The sequence below is a fragment of the Anabaena sp. 90 genome (assembly GCF_000312705.1).
In the GTDB taxonomy this organism is placed as follows: domain Bacteria; phylum Cyanobacteriota; class Cyanobacteriia; order Cyanobacteriales; family Nostocaceae; genus Dolichospermum; species Dolichospermum lemmermannii.
The window spans coordinates 860,744-884,971 of sequence record NC_019427.1 but is presented as its reverse complement, the minus strand read 5'-3'; the positions used below and the strand labels follow the sequence as shown (position 1 = coordinate 884,971).

General features: G+C 37.7%; 18 protein-coding genes and 1 pseudogene. 6 read left to right on the top strand and 13 right to left on the bottom strand.

All coding sequences use genetic code 11. From position 1 onward, the window contains the following. Positions 1 to 20: 20 nt before the first annotated feature. The gene (locus ANA_RS04005) at positions 21 to 959 is read right to left on the bottom strand and encodes a hypothetical protein (protein ID WP_015078773.1); all 939 of its coding nucleotides are present in this window, start codon (positions 957 to 959) and stop codon (positions 21 to 23) included. On the opposite strand from ANA_RS04005, the gene ANA_RS04000 reads away from it, so the two are divergent. Next, positions 942 to 1,130, top strand: coding sequence for a hypothetical protein (locus ANA_RS04000; RefSeq protein WP_041457659.1), 189 nt, complete (start codon positions 942 to 944; stop codon positions 1,128 to 1,130). The genes ANA_RS04005 and ANA_RS04000 overlap by 18 nt on opposite strands. Positions 1,131 to 1,404: 274 nt before the next feature. Here the strand turns inward: ANA_RS04000 and ANA_RS03995 are convergent, their stop codons facing one another. The 5 genes from ANA_RS03995 to ANA_RS03975 form a co-directional block, all read right to left on the bottom strand. Beyond that, positions 1,405 to 1,974, bottom strand: a complete 570-nt coding sequence (locus ANA_RS03995) for a 5-formyltetrahydrofolate cyclo-ligase (protein WP_015078772.1) — start codon at positions 1,972 to 1,974, stop codon at positions 1,405 to 1,407. A gap of 146 nt (positions 1,975 to 2,120) precedes the next feature. Next, entirely contained in the window at positions 2,121 to 3,065 is a 945-nt protein-coding gene (locus ANA_RS03990; protein ID WP_015078771.1) for a GDP-L-fucose synthase family protein, read from the bottom strand. 19 nt (positions 3,066 to 3,084) lie between these two features. After that, the gene (gene gmd, locus ANA_RS03985) at positions 3,085 to 4,164 is read right to left on the bottom strand and encodes a GDP-mannose 4,6-dehydratase (RefSeq protein ID WP_015078770.1); all 1,080 of its coding nucleotides are present in this window, start codon (positions 4,162 to 4,164) and stop codon (positions 3,085 to 3,087) included. 331 nt (positions 4,165 to 4,495) lie between these two features. Further along, the gene (locus ANA_RS03980) at positions 4,496 to 5,254 is read right to left on the bottom strand and encodes a sugar transferase (protein WP_015078769.1); all 759 of its coding nucleotides are present in this window, start codon (positions 5,252 to 5,254) and stop codon (positions 4,496 to 4,498) included. Between the two features lie 112 nt (positions 5,255 to 5,366). Then, entirely contained in the window at positions 5,367 to 6,509 is a 1,143-nt protein-coding gene (locus ANA_RS03975; RefSeq protein ID WP_015078768.1) for a glycosyltransferase, read from the bottom strand. Positions 6,510 to 6,701: 192 nt separating this feature from the next. On the opposite strand from ANA_RS03975, the gene ANA_RS03970 reads away from it, so the two are divergent. From ANA_RS03970 to ANA_RS03955, 4 genes are all read left to right on the top strand, one after another. Beyond that, complete coding sequence (locus tag ANA_RS03970) at positions 6,702 to 7,634, top strand: NAD-dependent epimerase/dehydratase family protein (protein ID WP_015078767.1); 933 nt, start codon at positions 6,702 to 6,704, stop codon at positions 7,632 to 7,634. A 257-nt stretch (positions 7,635 to 7,891) separates the two neighbouring features. Beyond that, complete coding sequence (locus tag ANA_RS03965; protein WP_015078766.1) at positions 7,892 to 10,450, top strand: dynamin family protein; 2,559 nt, start codon at positions 7,892 to 7,894, stop codon at positions 10,448 to 10,450. A gap of 183 nt (positions 10,451 to 10,633) precedes the next feature. Next, on the top strand, positions 10,634 to 14,047 hold the full coding sequence (locus ANA_RS03960) for a virulence factor SrfB (protein WP_015078765.1): 3,414 nt from the start codon (positions 10,634 to 10,636) through the stop codon (positions 14,045 to 14,047). Between the two features lie 67 nt (positions 14,048 to 14,114). After that, the gene (locus tag ANA_RS03955; protein ID WP_015078764.1) at positions 14,115 to 15,203 is read left to right on the top strand and encodes a hypothetical protein; all 1,089 of its coding nucleotides are present in this window, start codon (positions 14,115 to 14,117) and stop codon (positions 15,201 to 15,203) included. A gap of 124 nt (positions 15,204 to 15,327) precedes the next feature. Here the strand turns inward: ANA_RS03955 and ANA_RS03950 are convergent, their stop codons facing one another. The 3 genes from ANA_RS03950 to ANA_RS03940 form a co-directional block, all read right to left on the bottom strand. Further along, a complete protein-coding gene (locus ANA_RS03950; protein WP_015078763.1) occupies positions 15,328 to 15,645 on the bottom strand; it encodes a helix-turn-helix domain-containing protein in 318 nt (105 codons plus the stop codon). Positions 15,646 to 15,783: 138 nt separating this feature from the next. After that, entirely contained in the window at positions 15,784 to 16,419 is a 636-nt protein-coding gene (locus tag ANA_RS03945) for a DUF3226 domain-containing protein (protein ID WP_015078762.1), read from the bottom strand. A gap of 11 nt (positions 16,420 to 16,430) precedes the next feature. Next, on the bottom strand, positions 16,431 to 17,555 hold the full coding sequence (locus ANA_RS03940) for an AAA family ATPase (protein ID WP_015078761.1): 1,125 nt from the start codon (positions 17,553 to 17,555) through the stop codon (positions 16,431 to 16,433). 40 nt (positions 17,556 to 17,595) lie between these two features. Here ANA_RS03940 and ANA_RS03935 point away from each other — a divergent pair, with 40 nt between their 5' ends. After that, the gene (locus tag ANA_RS03935) at positions 17,596 to 17,793 is read left to right on the top strand and encodes a type II toxin-antitoxin system PemK/MazF family toxin (protein WP_083881423.1); all 198 of its coding nucleotides are present in this window, start codon (positions 17,596 to 17,598) and stop codon (positions 17,791 to 17,793) included. A gap of 121 nt (positions 17,794 to 17,914) precedes the next feature. Here the strand turns inward: ANA_RS03935 and secA are convergent, their stop codons facing one another. From secA to ANA_RS03915, 4 genes and pseudogenes are all read right to left on the bottom strand, one after another. After that, on the bottom strand, positions 17,915 to 20,695 hold the full coding sequence (secA, locus tag ANA_RS03930) for a preprotein translocase subunit SecA (protein WP_015078760.1): 2,781 nt from the start codon (positions 20,693 to 20,695) through the stop codon (positions 17,915 to 17,917). Positions 20,696 to 20,836: 141 nt separating this feature from the next. Further along, positions 20,837 to 21,373 (bottom strand): annotated as a pseudogene (locus ANA_RS03925) (cytochrome C). 134 nt (positions 21,374 to 21,507) lie between these two features. Further along, positions 21,508 to 22,272 (bottom strand): hypothetical protein, encoded by a 765-nt coding sequence (locus ANA_RS03920; RefSeq protein ID WP_015078759.1) that lies wholly within the window; start codon positions 22,270 to 22,272, stop codon positions 21,508 to 21,510. A 76-nt stretch (positions 22,273 to 22,348) separates the two neighbouring features. Beyond that, complete coding sequence (locus ANA_RS03915) at positions 22,349 to 24,187, bottom strand: hypothetical protein (protein WP_015078758.1); 1,839 nt, start codon at positions 24,185 to 24,187, stop codon at positions 22,349 to 22,351. Positions 24,188 to 24,228 lie beyond the last annotated feature (41 nt).

The following is a 24,228-nucleotide window of genomic DNA, read 5'->3' as shown; positions in this document are numbered from 1 at the left end:
GAACAACCTACAAAAATGGGTTATTTAATGGGGAATTTAGCTAATAATTCCTCACGAGACAACTGAGATAAATTGAGTAATAAATCAGTTCTTTCTGTGAGAGAAAGTTCCATAATAGGAGTAACAACAGCAGATAATTTCTCATCTAAATTACCAAAACGTGCTGTTAGTAAACTTCCTACTATTAACCGCAATTCTTCTTGTCTTCCCGTTTGCAATCCCGTTTGTAGTCCCGTTTGCAGTCCCGTTTGCAGTCCCTCTTGTCGCCATTCCTCGCGTTGTTTGAGATATGCTGGTGATAAAGTCATAATCAACTCCCTATCTTCATCGTTGATATTAGTGTTAATCTCTATATTTTTACGCCAAGATGCTAAAATTTCCAGTAGATAATTACACTGGTTTTCTGTGGAAACTGTGATCAGTTCTTGTACTGCTTGTTTTTGGGTTTCCCCATTACCTAACACCCTTAACCATAGTGTATCCTGATTTTTGGGTAATTGGTTAATTGCTACAATTGCGGTTTTATGCGATTCTCCTAGAAAATAAACTCCTGTTTCCCAATCATCTTCGAGTGTAGCTCTAAATCCATCTAGTTTATTTTTTGAGCAGGTTGGTGTTAAAATCCATAAAACAGGGAACTCGGTTTCCATTAGCCGCCGATTTTCTCTTTTTGCTTGTCGAAACAATTCTTCATGAAGGCTGGATAATTTTGACATACAACTTCTAATTGTCATTTCATTGGGAGGATTACGAAAAGGTTCAAATAGACAGCTTGTAACTGCCATTTTTGCTAATAATCCTAAATCGGAAGTTACAGATTTTGATTGATTGGGAACAAACCAAATATCTATTTCCCTAACTTCGCTTTTTACGTCTTTACCAATATCTACTTGACCTAAAGGTTTTAATAATTCCTCTAGATATTCTTTCGCAAATTGGTCATGGGCTTCTCTCGTCATACAAAATCCATTGCTAAAAAACCTCTCCGTCCAGCAGTAACTCCAACTTCCGAAATAAAAACTGCAAATATCTCTACCAATAAAGTTGAAAATTCTCCTAATAATAACACAGAAAAAATACAAAAACCAGTTACAGATATTCGGACTGATACTAATAAAGCTGATTTTTAATGAGTAGAGAAAACCGCCGGTTATTCAGGTGCAGAATTAGATAAATTAGTCAGAGAAGCTATTTATTTAGCTGAATATGGACACTTACCAACAAAGATTCATTGGGAAAATGCGTTATTACAAATTAGTCCCCAATATCGGACTTCTAATATGCAGCAACTGTTGCGAAAATATTTAAAATTAATAGAAGGTGGCGGTGGTAAACCTGCATCAGAATTAGAAATAGGTTTTTTAGAAAATCTTATTCTTGGATCTTAGTTAACTTCAATTTTTTCTACTGTAAACTGGTGGTTGTCATCAAGTTTTCTGTAATTACCCTTTCTAAAGGTTTGTCCCAACTATCAACCGGTAATTGAGATAAATAAGCAAAATCAAACACCACTCCTATAGTCGCTTTTGTCTGCCAACCAGGAGAATTTAACAAACGGTCATAATATCCCCCACCATAACCTAAGCGGTATCCTTGGACATCACAACCCACACAGGGAACAATAATTAAATCTACTTCTTCAATCTCAATTATCGGTGCTTCGTGGTGAGGTTCTGTAATCCCATAAGCACCAGTATTAATGATGTCATCAGGTTGCCAAGAATGCCAAACTAGAGATTTATCAACACAACGGGGAAAACCCCAACGTTTATTAGTGTTAGTATATAGCGAGCTAATATCAGGTTCTTGACGAAAGCTAAAAAAAGCCAGAATTGTATTTGCTTGATTAAATATAACCGAGTTTTGGATATTGGTGGTGAGGCGATCGCTTTTCCCCCGCCATTCTAATAATGTCATAGACTGACGTTTTTGGAGTAAAACCCGTCGCAATTCCTTTTTAGTTAGTTGTGACAATTTTGGATTTTAGATTTTAGATTTCCCTCGTTCCCATACTCTGTATGGGAATGAATTAAGAAGGCTCTGCCTTGTGTGTATGCTAGAGTCAGAAACTCTATGAAGGCATTCCCAGTCGGAGACTGGGAACGAGATGAGGAGATCATCTATGCAGCGTTTTTACGCCACCAATCAATAGTATTTTTCAAACCTTGTCTAAATTCTACTTCAGCAGTGAAGCCAAAAGCCTGTTTTGCCCTTTCCGTGTCCAAACAACGTCGGGGTTGGCCATTGGGTTTGTCGGTTTCCCACACAAGTTCACCCTCATACTCCATCAATTCGCAAATTAAAGTAATTAGATCTTTGATAGAGATTTCGTAACCAGTTCCTAAATTCACGGGTTCAGCATCATTATAAAACTGAGTTCCCATGACTATTCCCCGTGCTGCGTCTGTAGAATACAAAAATTCACGGGTAGGAGAACCATCACCCCACACAGGAAGTTGTTTTTCTCCCCTGGTTTGGGCTTCTTCCACTTTGCGAATTAAAGCGGGAATTACATGAGAACTGCTAGGGTTGAAGTTGTCTTCAGGTCCATACAAATTCACTGGTAACAGGTAAATACCATTAAACCCATACTGCTGACGATAAGATTGCAGTTGGACTAAGAGAGCTTTTTTTGCCACTCCATAGGGGGCGTTAGTCTCTTCTGGATAACCATTCCAGATGTCATCTTCTTTAAATGGTACAGGGGTAAACTTAGGATAGGCGCAAATAGTTCCTACACAGACAAACTTTTCTATCCCTTGTTGATAAGCTGCATGGATTAACTGAGTTCCCATGATCAAGTTATCGTAAAATAACTCGCCGGGTTTTTCTCGATTTAGACCAATGCCACCAACATGAGCGGCTAAGTGAATGATAATATCCTGTTGGTCTGCTGCCCGTTGGCAATTTTCCCATACTCGTAGATCACAGTCGTGCGATCGCGTTACAGTAATTTTCTCACTGTTAGCGCCATGCTGACATAATTGATCTATCACCTGACGGCCGAGAAAACCCGCCCCACCAGTGACAAGAATCCGTTTATTTGCTAAATCTAAGGCTGTCATATTATTATCCTTGATCTGATTAAAAGTGCAGAGATCCTAATTCTTGACGGGTAGTAGCAATATCTTGAGGGTATTTTGCACCATTACCATTAGGGGAAGTACAACCCACAGCTTGTAAATCAGCTTCTACCATGAGCGCAACCAGTTCTTTAAATGTTACTGATGGTTTCCAGCCTAATTTTTGCTGTGCCTTAGTCGGATCACCAATTAATAAATCTACTTCTGCAGGACGCAGATAACGTTGATCAAACTCTACGTATTTCTGCCAATCGAGATTAACATAACTAAATGCTAACTCCAGAAACTCCTTCACTGAATGGGTTTCACCAGTTGCCACCACATAATCATCTGGCTGCTCTTGTTGCAACATCAACCACATTGCTTTTACGTAATCTTTGGCATAACCCCAATCTCTCTTGGAATCCAAATTACCCATGAAGATATTTTTTTGTTTACCAGCAACTATGCGGGCTATGGCTCTAGTAATTTTGCGGGTAACAAATGTTTCGCCCCTTCTGGGAGATTCATGATTAAAAAGAATACCGTTACAAGCAAATAAATTGTAAGATTCGCGGTAATTTATGGTTTGCCAGTGAGCGTACACCTTAGCACAAGCGTAGGGACTGCGGGGATAAAAAGGTGTGGTTTCACTTTGGGGAACTGCTTGCACCAAACCATACATTTCCGAAGAACCAGCTTGATAGAAACGGACTTCAATCCCAGTGCGGTGTTGATAATCGCGGATTGCTTCCAATAAACGTAATGTCCCCATACCTACAGCATCTACTGTATATTCAGGTGAATCAAAGCTCACCCGGACGTGGGATTGAGCGCCTAAATTATAAATTTCTGTAGGTTTAACTTCTTCTAAAATCCGCCGCAGTGTTGTTCCGTCTGTCAAATCACCATAGTGAAGAAACAGCCTTGCGCCCTCGTTATGAGGATCTTCATACATATGATCAATTCTGTCTGTGTTAAAGGTGGAAGTACGGCGAATAATCCCGTGGACTTCATAACCTTGTTCTAGTAAAAGTTCAGTTAAATAAGAACCATCTTGACCAGTAATACCAGTAATTAAAGCCCGTTTTCTTTGTGTCATGGTTGGTGATGCCTTGTTGTTTTTAGTTGAAGATTACAAACATTCTGATATAAACTAGCAGTTAATTGATATAACTGCCCAATAGTTAGGCTACAAATATTAGTTGCTATTACAAGTTAAAGGTCAACAAATATTTTTGCTAAAAAACACTTTAACAAATAATTATAGGTTTAGTTCAATTAATATTCTTGATTTCAAGTGTATCAATTATTGTCAGCACTAGAAATTCCTTGAGCCGTATATATGCGTAAGAATAAATTTTATACCTTTGCTATCGAAAATAGTTTTTGGGGCATAATGTTGCCCCATAAGATGGAATTTGCGTACTTACTTAGTAAGCTCCTTTATTTTTGGGCATAATGACAACATTAACTGTTTTCAGGATGATCCACAAATCAAGCCAAAAATTCCTAAAATTGACATAATGGAGGTCTATTTGCACCCGGCGAGGATATGGAATATCATTACGCCCGGATACTTGCCACAAACCAGTAATTCCAGGACGAATCGTTAAAACATGATTGATATAATCACCATATTTGATTAATTCTTCCGCGACTAAAGGTCTTGGACCAACTACACTCATATCTCCTTTGAGAACATTCCAAAATTGGGGAAATTCATCTAAGCTGGTAATTCGCAAAAAGTGACCAATTTTAGTGATTCTTGGGTCTGTTTTCAGCTTAAAATTGTCTTCAAATTCTGCTCGGAGGTTAGGTGATGTAGCCATCATTTCGACAAGAATTTCGTCAGCATTGTTGACCATGGTGCGAAACTTAATGCAATTGAAGCTGCGGTAGTTTTTGCCCACCCGTTCTTGAACATAAAAGATCGGACCCTTTGAGCTTATGGCTATCAATAAAGCCAATATCATGTAAATGGGAGAAAACAAAATCAAGACCGACAATGAAAAAACTATATCAAACAGTCGTTTAAAAAACTCTCCGTATAAACCCTGAAAAGATAAACTTCTGGATTTCACCTTTGGCTGTTTAACTTTTTGACCACGTTTTGATAAAACAGTCACAGATGTACTGTTATCCTTCCGCGGGTATCGCTTGCCGGAGAGGAGTGAACTCTGGGCAGTCATCATACTCCTTTATAATCCACACCACACATAGTCCCAATCTTAAAGCTAAAAGGCAGTAATTTTGAGGAAAAATTTGCACTCTTCTGAGAAAATAAATACAAAAGGCCGATGTTTACTTTTGGTAAACTCCTTTTTCACGACATTCATTCACAAAACCTAGATAACGTTCTGCAAAAACCTGGCGAGAAAATTGATTAGCGTGTGTTTGTATATACTCGTAATTGTATAAATGCTCATGATCTACAAATTTTTCTACGGCATCTACTATAGCTCCTACTGTTTGGATTTTAAATAATATACCAGTTCCTGTATCAGGATGTGTCTGAATATCTCTCACTGTTTCTAATGCACCACCTGCACGGTATGCAATTACGGGAGTTCCACAAGCTTGGGCTTCAACTAGGGCAATGCCAAAGTCTTCGCAAGCTGCATAAACAAAGGCTTTGGCACGGGACATATAATTTTTGACGATACGATCGGGTTGCCATCCTAAGATTTGAATATGTGGTTGAGCTATTTCCCGTAATTTGTTCATTTGAGGACCAGTGCCAATAATAACCAAGGGTTTTTTGAGGCTATTAAAAGCCTGAACAATTAAGGAAACTTGTTTATAACTTACTAATCGGGAAACTATCAAGTAAAAATCTTCTTTTTCTGGAGAAAATAAACATTCATCTAGGTTAACCGGTGGATAGATAACGGTTGCTTCCCGACGATAGCAACGCCAAATCCGTCTGGCTGTGTGTTGTGAATTGGCAATGAAGTAATCCACCCGGTTGGCACTAATTACGTCCCATTGCCGCAAATTATGGAGGATTTGGCGGGTGATCCAGCCGATTGCTCCTTGCCCTAGTTTGCTTTGGTTGAGATAATCAAAGGTTAAATCCCACGCGTAGCGCATGGGGCTATGGCTATAGCAGATATGCAATTGATTAGGGGTGGTTAAGACTCCTTTAGCTACAGCATGAGATGAAGATAAAATAACTTCATATTGTCGCAAATCCAATTGCTCAATGGCCAAGGGTAATAGGGGTAAATATTTTTGGACTCCTTGACGGGCTTGGGGAAATTTCTGTAAAAACGTTGTGCCAATTTGACGTTTATACAGGTAACTTTCTGGATTGCTGGATTCAAAATCAATCAGGGCGTATAAATCAGCGTCAATGTGATTTAATATTTCCTGGACTACGAGTTCTGAACCTCCTGTGGCTTGAGGGGTTAACCACTCATGAACTAAGGCATATTCTAAGGACACGTTTAAGTTGAATGGGTGGAAGGTAAGTAGGTGAGCATTAAAAATTGTCGTTCGGAGAAGGCAGGGGGAAAGAGTTTGATCTCTCTAGATTGAATAGAAGATATAATCCTACCAAAAGATGTTCCTCTAGTGATACTACAACCTGATAACCTCTACAGATAGCGGTAATTTTTATTCAGGAATTAGAAAGTTATGCGGATTCTGGTTATCGGTGGAACTCGGTTTATTGGGGTGTATTTGACTCAACTGCTGATTAAGGATGGACATGAGGTGGTTTTGTTCAATCGTGGTAATCATGCTGCACCTGCGGGGGTAGGACAAATTATAGGCGATCGCACTAACTCAACTCAACTTCAAGAAAAGTTAGCACCAGAAAGTTTTGATGTCGTTTTTGACAATAATGGTAGGGAACTCACGGATACACAACCTCTGGCAGAAATTTTTCAAGGACGGGTCAAACATTTTGTTTATATGAGTTCTGCGGGTGTTTACCTCAAATCTGACCAAATGCCCCATTTAGAAGGGGATGCTGTTGATCCTAAGAGTCGTCACCAGGGTAAACATGAAACGGAAGCTTACCTCAAGCAGTTGGGAATCCCCTTTACTTCTATTCGTCCTACTTATATCTACGGGCCGCAAAATTATAATCCTTTGGAAAGTTGGTTTTTTGATAGAATTGTACGCGATCGCCCGATTTGTATTCCCGGAAATGGTATGCACATCACTCAACTTGGCCATGTCTGGGATTTAGCTCAAGCGATGACCCAGATAATTGGGAATGATCAAGCAATTGGGCAGATTTATAATATTTCGGGCGATCGCTTTGTCACTTTCGATGGGTTAGCGCGTGCTTGTGCTGTAGCTGCTGGTAAATCTGCCGATGATGTGAAAATCGTCCATTATGATCCGAAAAAGTTTGATTTCGGTAAACGGAAAGCTTTTCCGATGCGGGTACAGCATTTCTTTGCATCAGTGAATAAAGCACAAATAGAATTAAATTGGCAACCTAAATATGATTTGATTTCTGGTTTGCAAAATTCTTTAGTAAATGATTATTTAATCAATGGACAAGATAAATTAGAAGTTGATTTTTCTGTAGATGATGAGATTTTGAAAGCTGGGTAATTTCTGGCAATTGCCGGGGTTTAGCATTGCTCATTGGTGAGGCAAGAGGCAAGAGGGTTTGGGCGATTTTACTTTTCTTTACACAGATTGGTTTTATTGTGTTCACCTACTTAGATGAAGATTAGAAAAACAAAGAACAAAGAAATTCCCGCTTCCGTCTTGCGTCTTGCCTGTTTTCGTGGCACCACATAGGAATAGTTTTAAGGTTTTGTGTTATAACCCAGTTGTGAAAATGAACTCAAACGAAAGACTACTCTATGGAACCAGATAAGCTGGCACGATTGAAAGAGTACGGTGAATTTATCCTCCGCAAAATTGACTCAGTTCCCCAGCGCCCTTCCCAGGAGGAAGATTGGGTTCCCACTAGCCTTGATGATTGTCTGCTGCGGCTGCGAGAGGCAGCAGAGAAAACTGTGGAACTGGCCAACTCACCGGTAAAAATTGGCATCATGGGGGAATTTAGCAGCGGTAAAAGTTTGCTGCTAGGAAGTCTCATTGGTTACGCAGACGCTTTACCCGTGAGCGAAAATCCGACAACCGGTAATGTCACAGCTATTCATATTAAACCCCAGGATGGTTTTGCAACTACCCAAGCAAATAATTATACGGTAGAATATTTATCCCATGAAGGGGTAAATGAGTGCTTACACTTCATGCTCAAAGAAGCAAACCGTCGCGCTGCGTCCGCTGGGGTGACACCTTTACAGGTAGCTAAAATTAAAACCGGTAAGGATATCAGTATTTGGTGTGAGGAAGTTTGGAAAAGTTCCAATAATTTAGAGTTGCGTTATTTGGTGCGGGAGTTAGTGTTATTTTTGCGGGCTTATCAGGCTTATGGTGAGGCTTTATGCGGTCGTCTTTACCCAATTGATGGGATTACAGCCCGTGAAGGTTTACAACTGGCAGAAATGCCTATGGCGATTCAATCTCTCAAATTTGAGGATTTACCAGCAGCGAATGTTCGCTTACCAAATGCGCCACAAAGGTTAGGAACGCAATTATTACAAACCAGTTTTCCCTTAATTCGTCGTGTTGATATTGATGTGAAAATATCACGAGAAATTTGGGATGTTACAGGTGCAGAAGAATTTGTCCTTTTAGATTTTCCCGGCTTGGGTGCAGCTAATTCTGGAACTAGAGATACATTTTTATCCTTGCGAGAATTGGCACAGGTACAGACAATTTTAGTCTTACTTAATGGTAAATCACCGGGGAGCGATCGCGCCAATAAAATCTTCACAATGATGCAGCAACAGCGTCCAGGACAAGACCTCAAGGATTTAATTCTTGTCGGTGTGGGACGTTTTGATCAACTGCCTTTAGAAAGTGAAGGAGGAGAAAGGGAACTAGATTTATTAATTAATAATCAATCTGATTCTCAACCGTTACAAACAAATGCAGTTTTTCAAAAATTGAAAGTTCTCAAAACCATTATTGATGGGGCGGAAGCATTTACTTCTCAAAAAGATAGAATTGTTTTATTATCGCCACTGTTAGGATTGTCTGAATTTGCCAAACGTTCTAGTCAAATTAAAGCAGGTTCTGAGGAATTTCTTGCCAATTTAGATTATCCTGATTATCTGGAAAGACCGAAAAAATTACAACAGAAATGGGGTGATTTAAGTGAAGCTTTATTAGCAGCAGATGGGAGGAATCAATTAGGAAGACAATTAGGTTATTTTGCTCAAGATGGTGGGATTAGTAAATTAAGAGAATTGATTCAAACTCATGTTGCTAATCATGGCTTAAAGCAATTGTATGAAGATACTCGTCGGGCTGCTGATGTGATTCGTCAACAACAAGAATATCTCAAAGAAATTATTGCCGAAATCCATGAACAAGGCATACCCACAGTTGATACTCCAGCTTTACTAGAATTAAGATCAGCCATAGAAAGTTTAGATAGAACCTACAGAAACTTTCAGAAAGATTTAGGTAAAGAACAACTGAAAGATAGAAGAGGAATTGTAGTTAGTGATGTCATTAAAGATGAACTAACTTTGAAAATTTTGAATTGGAGTCAGTGGACATTATTATTTAATAAAATTCAAAATGGCACAATTACCTTAGCGGAATTTAAAGGTGCAGCGGGGAAATTATTTGATAGAGGAAATCGAGTCAATACCTCCATAGCAACCAAGAGTGATGACTTTTATCCGGCTTTCGAGAAAACCGTTAAAGAACTGGAGAACTTTGCGAGCGATCGCATTCATCAAGCTGTGGTAGACTTATTAAGCTCATTGGCACATCAAATTACCTTAGAACGGGAAAAACTGCAAACCATTCTTATCCCAGAAATGGAACAAGAAATTGAATCAAAATTTGGACTTGAAGAAGCAGATTTATTTTATAAACTCTTACTAGGATCTGATCCTCGTCAATGGAAAGAAGCCATTATTACCGAAATCAATAACCATGATCAAAGTATCAAACCAGAAAGTATTTTTCCCCTAGCCAGACAAGATGAAAAACACAGTGTAGGACAAATTTTTGATTGGTCACCAGAGAGAAATCAAAACACATCAAGAAGCGCAAATCATCAACTTTTCGTTTTACGACTGCGAGATGAAATTACCGCTAGTGCTAGTCTTCACCTCGTGCAATATGTGAGTGAAAGTAATCAGCAAGTAAATATAGAAATCAACGGAATTTTAGATCAAATTATTCCCAGCTTGCAAAACCTGGCCAAAAAAGAAGCACTACTAAGATATATTGCTGCAAGAGATTCACAAACCGAATTAGCCATTCCAGCTTGGTTAGAAATCTTAACCGATATTGCCACAATTAATGAAGAAGAATTATTTACCTGCATTTAATTGGTACTACTTTTATTCTTCATTCTTCTTCCTTCTTCCTTCTTCCTTCGTGTTCTTCGTCCCTTCGTGGTTCATTTAATCCATATTCTTTTATTAAGAAAAGAGTAAACCTTTAGTTATCAAATAAATTTAGGGAAATGCACTATCAATGAAATATTAACAAACAAAAAAGGAACATCAAAAATGCCTGTGGAAATTCAGCTTCTACCTAGCTTTAAATTAGGTGTGAAAGAAAACACACAGTTGCATCTACCCACCATCCAAATTGTCCCTATTAAAAGCAACATACCGTACATTTCTCGAATTACCTGCATAGTTAGAGGTACACCAAATGAATTAGCAGCACAAATTCAAAAAAGTTATAGACAACTTCACACAGCCACACCCAAACAAATTTATAATATTTCTCAATTAGGACAAGATCCCTGTCAGTTAGATGCACCTTTAATCACAATAGTTGATTGTACCTTAAAGGTGATTGTCGAATATTTTGATTCTGACGCTGGGGGAAAACCAAATTTGTCCATATCTAATCATGTATGTGCTGAATGTGATCTTTGGTTTATACCCAATTTACAAAAATCATCAAGTTCATCTACAAAAAATCATCTACCCATGAATACTTCACAATTTGATCACTATTTGAATAATTTAAGTCAACAACTCAGTGAAAAACTCAACGAAAAACAAAGAAAAAGATTTCCTGGTTGGTTAGCGTTAGATTTTGGTACTTCCAACTCCACAGTGACACTTTTTGACCCCATAGAAGTCCCCATTGCCGAAGTTTTACCCAGAGAACAAGAACTGAGATTAAGAGAACGGATGGCGGAATGGTTCAATTCCTCCCCAGATTTAGCCTTACCAGATGTTAGTAGTAGTGAGTGGGAAAAATTTCTAGTTGATATTAGCAAAAACTTAGCAATAGAATCAGATCAATTAAGTGAAATTTTTGAAAGTGATAACAAAGAATTATTTTTAGAAGCAATTCGCCAAATTGAATTATGTTTAGGAACAAGTGATAGATTTCGGCGGGCTGTTAGCAAGAAACTTTATGCTATATATCACGAAGTTTTCCGCGTTCCCACATTAGAATCACAAAATTTAATTCCCGTAATTTTAGATATTGATAGACGCAGTACAGAAATTCCCAGTGAAATGGAAGTATCGCAATTAATTCCCTTAAAACTACGCATGGGTAGAGACGCAAGAGATAATAGAAAAAAAGCCATAGCCCAAGGAACAACTGTTTCAGTTAAAGAAATTATTAGCAGATTTCATCATTCACCCAAACGCTATTTTGGACAAGATCGATCTTTCCCAATTATCTTAGAAGAAGATGAAGAAAACATTCAAGTTAATCGCCTCATTCAAGCAGCTTGGGCGCAATTAATTGAACTAACAGAAGATTATCGGCAACGGGCTAGACGGAGATTTTCAGAAGGCGATTTTTTAACAGCAGTTGTTACCTATCCCACCGTTGCCCCTCCCGTAGTTCGCAAAGAAATTAAGCAATTAGTCCAGGAATTAGGCATTGATGATGTGCAAACAGCCTATGACGAAGCTGTTTCTGTAGCTATCTTTTTCCTGTGGCGAGAATTTGGCGGAAATCTGAATATTGGGATTGAATCTTTTAAAACTCGTTGTCGTCAAAATGGGAATAAATGGTCACAAAATGTCCTGGTTTTAGATATTGGTGGGGGTACAACAGACTTAGCTTTAATTGAACTTACTCTAGAAGATAAAACTCCCTTCTTTGCAGATCATGAAGATAGAGGTTTAGGAGGACGTTACTATAAACTTACTCCCAAATTATTAGGTTCTTCGGGACATTTACAATTAGGTGGTGAATTAATTACTTTACGAATTTTCCGTTTGTTAAAAGTTGCAATTTCTGATTTTCTGCTGACCGCAGTTACCACAGGTGACATTGAAAGCGATAAATTAGAAGACTTAATTAACTCTGAATTAAATGACCGTTTTTTAGAAGATGGAAAATTTAAAACTGGTAGTTTATTAAAATGTATAGATAAAGAAAATCCCGAAGGTGACGTTGCTTTTAAAGATGCCCTAGATACAGCGGAAAAAGTCTTACCAACTCGTTGGCAACAAGCAACCCAACGCCTACAAACCTTTTACACATTGTGGGATCATGCTGAAGCTGCTAAACTCAAATTAGGGCAAAAACCACCCGCAGATGGTTCTTTATTAACCTTCACTTTAAATGAACAACAAATTGGTGAACTTCTTGCCCAAAGTGCGATTAAATTTCAAGTTAGAAGTTCTGAATCTATTTCTCTAACTTTAGATCATCAGCAATTTGAACGGGCAGCAACTTCTTCAATTAAAGAAGCCATTGGTATTGCAAAAGGCTTAATGGAAAGCCGTCTTAATTCAGAAACAAATCAAAAAGTAGATTGGTTAATTCTGTCTGGAAAAACTTGCAATTTTAATCTTGTTCAACAACAAATTTACGAAGAATTTAGTAAATCGCCTTATTTTGTTTGGAATCCCGAACGAATTACTTTTGTTTTAGAATTTACCAAAATTGCCACTTCCGCAGGTGCTTGTTATGCCGAAAAATTGCGTCGCTTTCGATTTGATCCAGAAGAATCTAAAAATCTGTTACGTAAAGGTGCAAATCAACTAGAAATTGATGTCAAAAACCTGTTTTATTATCTTCCTTGTAACTTCAAACGCAAAACCCAAAGTAACGAACCATTAGCCATTTTTAATGCTGGACAAGAACTATATCAACTTGCACCTTGGGACACTGTTGCTAAAGTGCGGACACCTTGGCAGGGCATCCAATTAACAAATATTATCCATCGTCAAGATTATGAAAATGGCACTTTTCGCCTGTGGGGTAGTTTCGACGGTAAAATATTGATGGATAAATTGGGTATGGAAGAACAGGAATTTCTCAAAAAAATTAAAATCCAATTTGAGATTGACCAAGCTTTACAATTTAGCGTTTTACTATGCCGAGGTAATCCTCATTATTTAATAGATGTGGTTGGCATTGATATTAATTCAGTCATATCTAAATCTACTGAAAATACCTTATTTACTGATGGTAATTTAAAATGGAATATCGCCATAGAAAACCATCAACACAACTTAAATGATGGTGATATTGCTGTTAATGTTTTAGAATCTGCCACAGTTGATCAACCTCATGCTTATCATTTAGTATTTGCAGTTGATAATAATGAAAGTAAATCAATGGAAACATTTCATTATTTACAAGATGGTGTCAAACAACCAGGAACAGGATTAATCAGTAAACCTTTGCCATCATTTCCCCAAAGTGGTCAACACACCTTCTATATTTATCAGACTGATAGTGATACAAATACTAAGAAATGGCTACGGATTGGCACACTCAGCAGACCAGATATTATCACAGATTATCCTTGTCAATATCATGTAACTATTGATAATACAGGCATATTAAGAATGCACGCTGGGGCAGTTCCTTATTGGACATCTAATAATCAAGAATGTCTGGAACAAGAAGGATGTGTTTATCGCGCAGAATTGGAATTACAACCTAACGAAGTTGATAAAGAACGTGATCCTTTTTGCGGTATTCATTAATCTTATATCCCCGACTTCTTTAAGAAGTCGGGGATATAAAATCTTCTATTTTCATCCTAACAAAATTATGCAGAATTTACATAAACTACTAAATACAAAAAACTCAGAATTAGCCAAAATATTACGGTTTAATTTATATGGATTAGCCGCAACTTTAACAAAAGCAAATCAAGAATATCCGCTTGATACCGGATTTCAGCTATCAGAAGAAATTCTCCAAGAACTTCATCAATTATTAGATCCCCGACTTCTTCAAGAAGTTGGGGATCTAAAACAACCTCAGTTAATAAAATTAAAAGATGCTTTTAATGATGATTCAGAATTAAAATCTTATCTTGGTAATTCTTGTATTCAAAGCCAAATTGATGCGGAAATATGGAACGAAATTCATAGAAAACTGTTGCGAGTTCCTGAAGATGTAGCTACATTTTGGCGACATAAGGCCTTAGAATTAGCGCAAGAAGTAGGTGCAGTTGTAGATCATATAAATCTGGAGGAATTACCATTTGTCCGTGATGAAATTATTTATCCAGGGTTAAGTGGTACAGTTAAGGCCAAAGGATTATGTTTATCTCAAACAGCTTTGGTAAATTCAGGAATTGCCCAAACTCATCTTTCTGAAAATTTATATTTAATCGCCGGATTTTTACTTTTATATATTAAGTTTATTGAAATAGATCCAGACTTACATCATGCTTTAAAAAGTGTTTTTAGCTTTGACGTAGTTTCTTTACATTCTAAATTAGAACAACGTCATCAATATATTGACACATTAAGCGATCGCTTTCACCGCCTGCAAAAATCCGAGGAAAATACTGATACTATTTTAAATTTATGTGCCTGGATTGACATGGATGAAGCCATTCATTCCTTAGTATTTATTCCCCCGGCTGAACGTTATTCTTGGTGGGGAAAATTACAAAAAGAATCTCGTCGTCTTCTCAGAAAAGCCGTTGATAAAGCTATGAAAGCAGGTAATGAAGTCCGACTCAAACAGTTATCAGGACTGTATGGTGATGTTTGTGAATTTTCTAAAGATGACTTGCAATTAGACTGTGGTGGTAATCCAGGTGAAGTATTAACTTGTTTGCGAGTCTATACCAAAATTAATCAGCAAGAGTATCCGGGAAGGGTGATATTTCGGACTTTAAGGTAAGAGAATAATTGAAAATCATGACAACCCTCCTTCGTAATTCATTCAGTTCTAATGTGTTTTTCCAAAGTGTGTTATTTTCTATCTTGTAATTTTGCTATGAATTTTGACTTGGAAATAGCTCGAATTAAACTACAGTTATTCGGGCATTATGGCTAGATTTAGGTTTTACTCTAATTTCTACATCAATTTCAAAAGCATTGAGAAATCTAAACATTCTTTCTAGAGAAAAACCTGTGAGTCTTCCTCTCATTAAAGCAGAAACTTTTGGTTGATCAATTCCTAATAATTCAGCCGCTTCAGCTTGGGTGATATGACGTGCGGTGATAGCATTACTGATTTTGCGTGCTAGTTCTGCTTTTACTAGCATTTCATCTGGGTTGGGTAAACCTAAATCAGCAAATACATTACCGCTACTAGTTGTTATTTCAATATTTTCTGTCATGATTATTTATTTTTCTCTTACCGATAAACTTGGTTATAATGCTGTTTTGCCCTTTCAAGTCTTGCTTCAATTAAGTCAATGTCTTGCTTAGGTGTAGCGATACCATATACTATTGTTCAGGAAGATGAGGAAAAATTTTTAATTAAATAACCGTGTTAACCAGTCAGTAAACTTTATAGCAATATCTGTATGAGGACGAAGAGATTGTTTAGTAATTGCCTGTCCCATAGGATATCCTGGTTCATCTTGCCAAGCTAGATATGTGTGAATAATTGCTTTACTAAGATCCAATGATTTAAAAGTTGTTAATTTATTAATTTGTGCTTTAGTAATACATTCTTTCGCAAATTCTAAAGATTTAGGTTTTGCTAATTCTGCACAAAAATCCTCTAATTTACCCGAATCTTGATTATTCGGCATCAACCAAAATCCAAGTTTAGGTTCATCTTCAATACCCTTAATTATTGTTCCATGCTTATCAGGAATCTTAGGTAAGTTATAGCTATAATGAGTTAATTTGCCTTTAATGCTTGCCCATCTTCCTTCTAGAGAAGGGCTATCAGCATCAAGCATTACTCCGATTACTTGAGGAGCATTAGAACGGGATATCAAAGCATTCAGACGCTTCAAAACTTCTGTATCTGCACCGCATTCATATATTCCAAAAGTTTCAGGAACTTGGTGAGCAGCACACAAAGCCATAACAACATGACAATCATTTTTACCTTCCAAAAGTAACACTTTATCGGTATCTTGTTTACAAATATCTTTCATACTATTTCTCTTTATCTTGTTTCAACGTCCATTTCAATAGAATCTGCCAATGTTTCAGCAGAATATTCTTTTACTTTAATCAGATTATTTTTAACTTCTAGTCTAAAGAAAGCACCAAGTAAAGGATACTTATTCCATGCACTATCAAAACCATTTACACAATCACGACTATGTGTGGTTGCAAATACTTGAACATTGAGCTTTTCGGAAAAATGAAAAAGAATCTCCCAAACTTTAGGTTGTACTGTCCAATGCAAGCCATTTTCAAATTCATCAATTAACAAAATTCCATCTTTCGCATTCACCAGAGCTACCATGATATGAAATAAACGATTTAAACCATCACCCATACTTTTAAGAGCTAATGGTTCATCTATACCTTCAACTTTTACTAGAGGAATACGATTGTCGCTACTACGGCCTTTACTAATGTCTTCTACAAAAGCAACTCCTGATATCTTAGGTTCAATAAGTTTAAGAGCAGAAATCACCTCTGATTCCAAACTGGTTAAACTTGTCAAATCCCATAGAGCAGCTAATTTTCGGTTGGGCATATTCTCTGTCGAGACAAATTGCCATTTGTATTTTAATTCAGAATCTTGTCGTTCATAAACAACTCTAGAACCACGTCTAATTTCTCTAAAATCCTTATCTAATCTCAAGATTCTTCGAGTTTTTTCGCCTTCTTCTGCTACTAGAATAACTTCAATATTTGATAAGTCTTCATATAGTTGCTCACCAGAAATGCGAATTCTTTTCATTGTCCCTTCATCATCAGATTTAATCTGATATACAGCAATGCCGATGTGAATTTTTGAGGTTGAAGAAATTTCTCCAATAATGATACCTTGTTCTCCTATATCGGGTAATTTATGACTAAAAAATAGATGACGTATGGGATTACTAAGAAAATTTGGAGGATGCTGTTGTGCTTCACTAATCCAAGATCCTTGCCTTGATTCTACAAGCTCAAGTATAGTCATAGGGGAAGCATTACTGGCATAGAGTTCTACTGCTTCGAGAAATGTACTCTTACCAGCATTATTCATACCGACAATAAGGTTAATATTACTTAATTTTTTAACCTCTATTTGATCAAAGATTCTGAAGTTGCGTATTTCAAAAGACTTCAGCATAGAAAATTGACCTAATCCTTTTTCATTAGTTTACAAGAAATTGGAGCATACAGCATCCTTAAAAGGGCAAACATACCCCACAAGAGTAACCTGTCAATTTCAAGGACAAAATGGACAAATTGTCCTAGACCAAATTCGCACAATAGATAAAACTCGATTAGTCAAACTTCTGGGTCAAATTACTACAGAAGAACAAAAAACAGTTCTGGATATCCTAGCTGAAATGTTCGCCGAATAACTCTTCTTCCTCCTCTTCCTTTGCGCCTTTGCTCCTTAGCGACTTTGCGCGAAACAAAAATAAAACAAAGACGCAGAAAACACCCTCCGTGCCTTGTGCGTCTGTTGCGAGAAAAAAACCCTTAAACCATCTCAGCAGTTTGTTGCGCTTGAGGCTGGAACATAAACAGAGAATAAACCACATCACGGCGGATATTCACCATCATATCCAAGAACAACTCATAACCCTCACTCTTATACTCAATGAGCGGGTCTTTTTGCCCATAACCACGCAAACCAACAGACTCACGCAAAGCATCCATTTGTTGCAGATGCTCCCGCCACAAAGTATCTATGCGTTGGAGAATAAAGAACCGTTCTGCTTGGCGCATTAAACCCGGTTGAATTTGGTCAATTTGCGCTTCCTTCATATCATAGGCAATCCGCGCTTGTTCATGGAGAAAAGCTTTAATTTCCATCATCCCCATATCCTCCAACTGTCCAGACTGCATATCAGCCAACAGGTAAACAAACTCCTTCACCTTATCTACTAACTTTTCTAACTCCCATTCTTCCGAAGGTAAATCAGGGTTGATGTAATAATCAACGATGTCGTCCATCGTTTTTTCTGCGTATTTTATCACCTGTTCCTTCAAATCCTGACCTTCCAACACCCGGCGACGTTCCGCATAGATAGCCCGCCTTTGGTTATTCATTACCTCGTCATACTCAAACACCTGTTTGCGGATGTCGTAGTAATAGGTTTCCACCTTTTTCTGTGCGCCTTCTAAGCTGCGAGTTAACATACCTGATTCTATCGGCATATCTTCTTCCACTTGGAAAGCATTCATCAAGCCGGCAACGCGATCGCCCCCAAAGATGCGCAATAGGTTATCCTCTAAACTGAGGAAAAATCTTGTCGTTCCAGGGTCGCCTTGTCTTCCCGCTCGTCCGCGTAACTGGTTATCAATTCGTCGTGACTCATGACGTTCCGTTCCAATTACGTGCAAACCACCTCTGTTGACAACGTCATCATGTTCGCGGACAGTAAATTCTTCATACTCATGCTTAATCTGCTGGTAAGCTTCCCGCAATTTCTGAATTACCAGGTCATCTGTCGGGGCTTTTTCCGCCGCCACAGCTACCTTCTCTTCTGCTTCCAATTCCGGTAAACTGCGCTCACCATAAGCCTTCACAGCCACCTCTACAGCCGCTTTTAAAAGCTGTTCTGTTTCTTTTCTTAATTGGGTGGGGAAAATTTCTGGAGAAGCCCGCCAAGTTTTCACCTTTTTACCAGGAACAAAGCCTTGTCCACCACCGCTACCACCCATAGGTAGACCCGAAGCCCTTTGTACGCCAAATTCATCATCTTCAGGGCTAACAATGCGAGGCATAAAGTATTCCCGCAGTTTCAACCGCGCCATATACTCAGAGTTACCACCCAGGATAATGTCTGTACCCCGTCCTGCCATGTTGGTAGCGATAGTTACAGCCCCACTGCGTCCAGCTTGGGCAATAATTTCCGCTTCTCGTTCCACGTTTTCTGGTCTAGCGTTAAGTAACTCGTGGGGAATTTCCATTTCCTTGAGGAGTCGGCTGAGAAGTTCGGACTTTTCGACGCTGGTTGTCCCCACTAACACAGGTCTACCATTTTCGTGCATTTCGGCACATTCTTTAGCGATCGCTCCCCACTTCCCTGGTTCAGTCTTAAACACCATATCAGACAGGTCTTCCCGTCTTCTAATCCGATTGGTGGGAATAATCGTCACTTCCCGTTTGTATATCTTTTCAAATTCCACTTCCTCAGTTTTTGCCGTTCCCGTCATTCCCCCCAACTTGGGATAGAGCAAAAACAGATTTTGATAGGTAATTGTCGCCAAAGTTTGGGTTTCTGGCTGAATTTCTACGTGTTCCTTGGCTTCAATAGCTTGGTGTAAACCATCACTCCAACGCCGTCCCGGCAGTACCCGACCTGTAAATTCATCTACAATCACAATTTCGTCATTGCGGACAATATAATTCACATCTTTGAGAAATAATTCCTTAGCCTTAATCGCATTAAACATAAAATGCGCCCAAGGGTCTTCTGGGTCAAACAAATCTGTCACACCCAACTGATTTTCCGATTCTGCAAAACCCTCATCTGTCAAGAGAACGTTACGATCCTTTTCATTAACTTCGTAATGCTCATCTTTTTTGAGACTAAAAGCAATTTCTGCCGCTTGTAAGTATTTTTCCGTTGGTCTTTCCACCTGACCAGAAATAATTAATGGAGTCCGGGCTTCATCCACTAAAATCGAGTCTACCTCGTCAATTACACAGAAATTAAACGGACGTTGTACCACCTCAGCCATTGAAGTAGCCATATTATCCCGGAGATAATCAAAGCCTATTTCGCTGTTGGTGACATAGGTAATATCACACTCATAGTTTTTTTGGCGCTCGCTGGGGGTCATAGTGGACTGAATTAGCCCCACACTCAACCCCAAGAACCGGTGTACCTGACCCATCCATTCCGCGTCTCGACGCGCCAGGTAATCATTCACAGTAATAACGTGGACACCTTTACCAGTCAGGGCATTTAAATAACTTGGTAAAGTCGCTACCAAAGTTTTTCCCTCACCGGTTTTCATTTCGGCAATTTGCCCAGTATGCAGAATTATCCCACCCTGAAGTTGCACATCAAAGTGACGTAATCCTAAGACACGCCGCCCCGATTCCCGAACCACAGCAAAGGCTTCCGGTAAAATATCATCTAGAGTTTCGCCTTTAGCCAACCGTTGTTTAAACTCGACGGTTTTCGCTTTTAACTGTTCATCAGACAGCGGCTTAATATCTTCCTCTAAGAGGTTAATTTCTGTAATGTAAGGTTGGTATTTTTTAAGTTTACGAGCGTTGGGATCGCCCAACAAAAGTTTTAGCATGGCAGTTTATAGAATTAAATCAAGGGAAATGGAGATTTAAGCTTTAGCTATATAATTATAGACTTTGAATGTCATTGGTAATTGGTAATTGGTCAGTGGTCATTCGTCATTGAGAAAATTCTTCTTCCTAAACTCCTACCCCTACTTCCATTCTGGACTAAGGCTGCGGAAGTCGTACTTATCAGCATTAAAATGACAACTCACACAACTACCCATATTTATAGGAGTGGGTAATTTGACACCAGGATGCAAAGCCTTAAAATAACGAGAGTCCTTGAGACGCTAGGGTGTTGTTTCTTCCTGTAGTTGCACACGGGAAAAGGTGTAAAGATATTTTGATACTAAACGATGTTCAAGTTTGCCTAAAGGCTTAATTTGTACGCTATAGTGCTGGGAGTCTTGTAAAAGGTTTTTCCAAGTTTAACTAGGAAATACAGCCGGTGGTAATGCGATATGACAAGATGAGCAGTTTTCTAAATACAGTTCTTGTCCTGGTTGGTATTGTGTTGGTACGACATCAACAGTCCCAATTGAGTCTACAGGATTTGCACCGCGAGCGCTGGTAGCGAATCCTAATATCCAGCCCATGGCCACACTCCAAGCAAAAATCACCAGCATGACGATAAGTAGTTGGCGTTTTAGTCGGCGGTGGGATTTGCTTTTTGCTACATTTGACATAAGGTTCTCAGTTAGGAGTTCAGGAGTTCAGACGGAAGAATTAGATCAAATTAGGAATAGTCTCGAATCTGGGAAGGTGATAGATTTTTGATGGAAGGGGGAAGGCAAAATTTTGATAGATGAAGTATGATTTTTTATCTAACTTCTCGCACTTCTCCCAACCGTGTAAAACGGATTTCAATTCGTCGTCGAGTGACATCCTCTTTCCGCGCTATCCCTGCAAATTTTCCATTTGGTAATATTAATTGTGCCGCAGAATAAGCACGAAATGATAGTCCAGATAGTTTACCTTGTTTTTTCTGGATATCACCCAGCACCTTCACAACTGACAAAGCCCGCATTAATCCTAAATCAGCATTAGAACCAGCTTGTAGTTTTCCTACTTGTAAGTTACCACTAGCTACATTTTCTAAATTTACATCTAAATTACTTGTTACTTTACTATTAGCTTGTCCGTCTGTATGTCCGATTATTTCTACTACATTAATCCCATATTGTTTAGTTCTAGCTTCTATTTCCGGTACTATTTGGTTAAATATATAAGTTGACATTTTCGCAGGAATTTCCGCACTACCGGAAGCAAATCTATAATCACCTTGATCTTTTATAACTATGATTGGAGGTGTATCTGTTGATTGTTTTTCAGACTGTAGTTGTAGTTGTATTTGTAAATATTTTACTTGCTGCTGTAATTGTTTGATTTTTAAAGCTAACTGTTCTGAATTTTGAACACTTTGATTGATATTTTTACTAATCTGTGATTTATTGATTTGTGATATGATAATAGTTAAAAACAAAAATAAAACCAATATCATAAACGCATTAGACATTAAATCAGTAAATGCTGGCCAAACGTTTAGATCTTCATTATATTCTGTGTAGCGTGAACGACGAGCCATAATTGCAATGTTTTATTTTTGTAAATTTGTTAGTCAATTTAAACAGTAGGGTGTGTTAGCGCCAGCGTAACGCACCTTATGTATCGGTATTTGTGTCATCAAGTTTTTGTTGATATTTCTCAAGATTCTTGATTAATAGCTCCAAACCTTTAATATTAGCATCAAAACCCTTCTTGTTGATATTAGTTTGTCTGTCAATTCCTTGAATAATGGTATTACTCACATTTTGATATTCAGCAATTAGTTGAGAATTATTATTCTCTAATAATTTCATCAGTTTTTGATTATTAGCATCTATTTGATTAGATGCTATACTAGTAGCAGTATTCACATCATTTGTATATGTTTTCACAGTTTTTAATAACTGCTCAATAGTTGTGATTAATTTATCAAAACTATTAACTTTATCGCGCACTCTTTGATCTAAATCATCCAGTTTATTAACTGCTTTTTCATAACTATTAGCTCCTTGCTGAAGTCCGGGAATAATTTCAGTGAGAAGATTTTGGTTATTTTGATGTAAGTCTAATACCTGAATTGAAGTTTGGTTCATAGCTTTTATCTCTTCAGATAAACTAATTAAACTCTGACTAGAATTTTCAGTTTCCGCTGCAACTTTGCTAATTAATTCCGTTGTATAAGTTTTCACATTTTCTAATAACTGACTCATAGCTGTGATTAATTGATCAAAATTATTGAACTTATCTCCCACTCTTTGATCTAAATCATCGAGTTTATTAACCGCTTTTTCGTAACTATTAGCTCCTGCATGAAGTTGGGGGATAATTTCACTAAGAAGATTTTGGTTATTTTGATGTAATTCTAGTACCTGAATTGAAGTTTGGTTCATAGATTTTATTTCTTCTCCTAAATTAATTAAACTCTGACTAGAATTTTCTATTTCAACTAAGGCATTTATAATCAATTCCGTTGTTGCTGCTAAACTTGTAGCTGACTCAGAAAATTTCTGCTGTGTATTACCCAAATCTACAGTAGCTAATGATAATTTGAGAGGAAACTCACTTTTATTAAAAGTTTCAGCAGACTGTTTAAATATCTGAGATGTTATATTTAATTCTGACATTGAACTTCTGAACTCATTAGCAGCACTAGATATAGTTCCAGCAGAAACTGTAAATTTTTCATAAACCTGTCTAGCTAAATCTGTAGTTTCTTTATTCCCGTCAGCAATTTGTTTTGCGACTTTTCCCATAGATTGTTCTACAGCTTTTCGCACTGTTTCCCCAAAATTTGTTAAAAATTCATCCTGCTGGGATACCATTCTATTAACTATTTTATCAAGACGGGTATCACCCTGTACTTCAGGAAAATATACATTATCTAGATAATCTTCTAAAGAACTAATTAATTGATATTTTGCAAAACTAGTATTCCAGATACCATTGGATATTGTTAATATAGAACTCAAGCAAATTCCTATCAAACTCGTACTAAATGCAATACTCATTCCTTGTAATGGTTTCTTTAATTCAGTAACTAAATTACTAACATCACTAGCATTAGTTTGATTAATCGTTTGACTAAGGGTAGATAAATTAATAGTGATACCTAAAAAAGTTCCCAGTAACCCAAAAGCTAACAGTAAATTTGGCAGAATTCGACATAAATAATCTATTTGTTCACAGGTAAATCCCTTGATTGTTTCCTGACTATAAATCTGGTCTATTAATGCTCCTGTATTTACCTGTTCTAATTGTTTACTAGCTTGCTGAAATCTATCCTCCAATGTTTGGATAATTTTCGGTTGTTCTCCTCGTAATCCTGTCTTAATTAATCTTTGGACTTTATCAGTTAAAAGTATTAAATAGCGATAAAGAGATCTGCGAAGAAAAATAGTAACTATAGTAACTATAGATAGGATGATGAAAACTAAGTAAAGTAGTAATAGTGGCATAAAAATGACCTTTGGTAGTGCAAGAAGTTTGTGAGAATTGG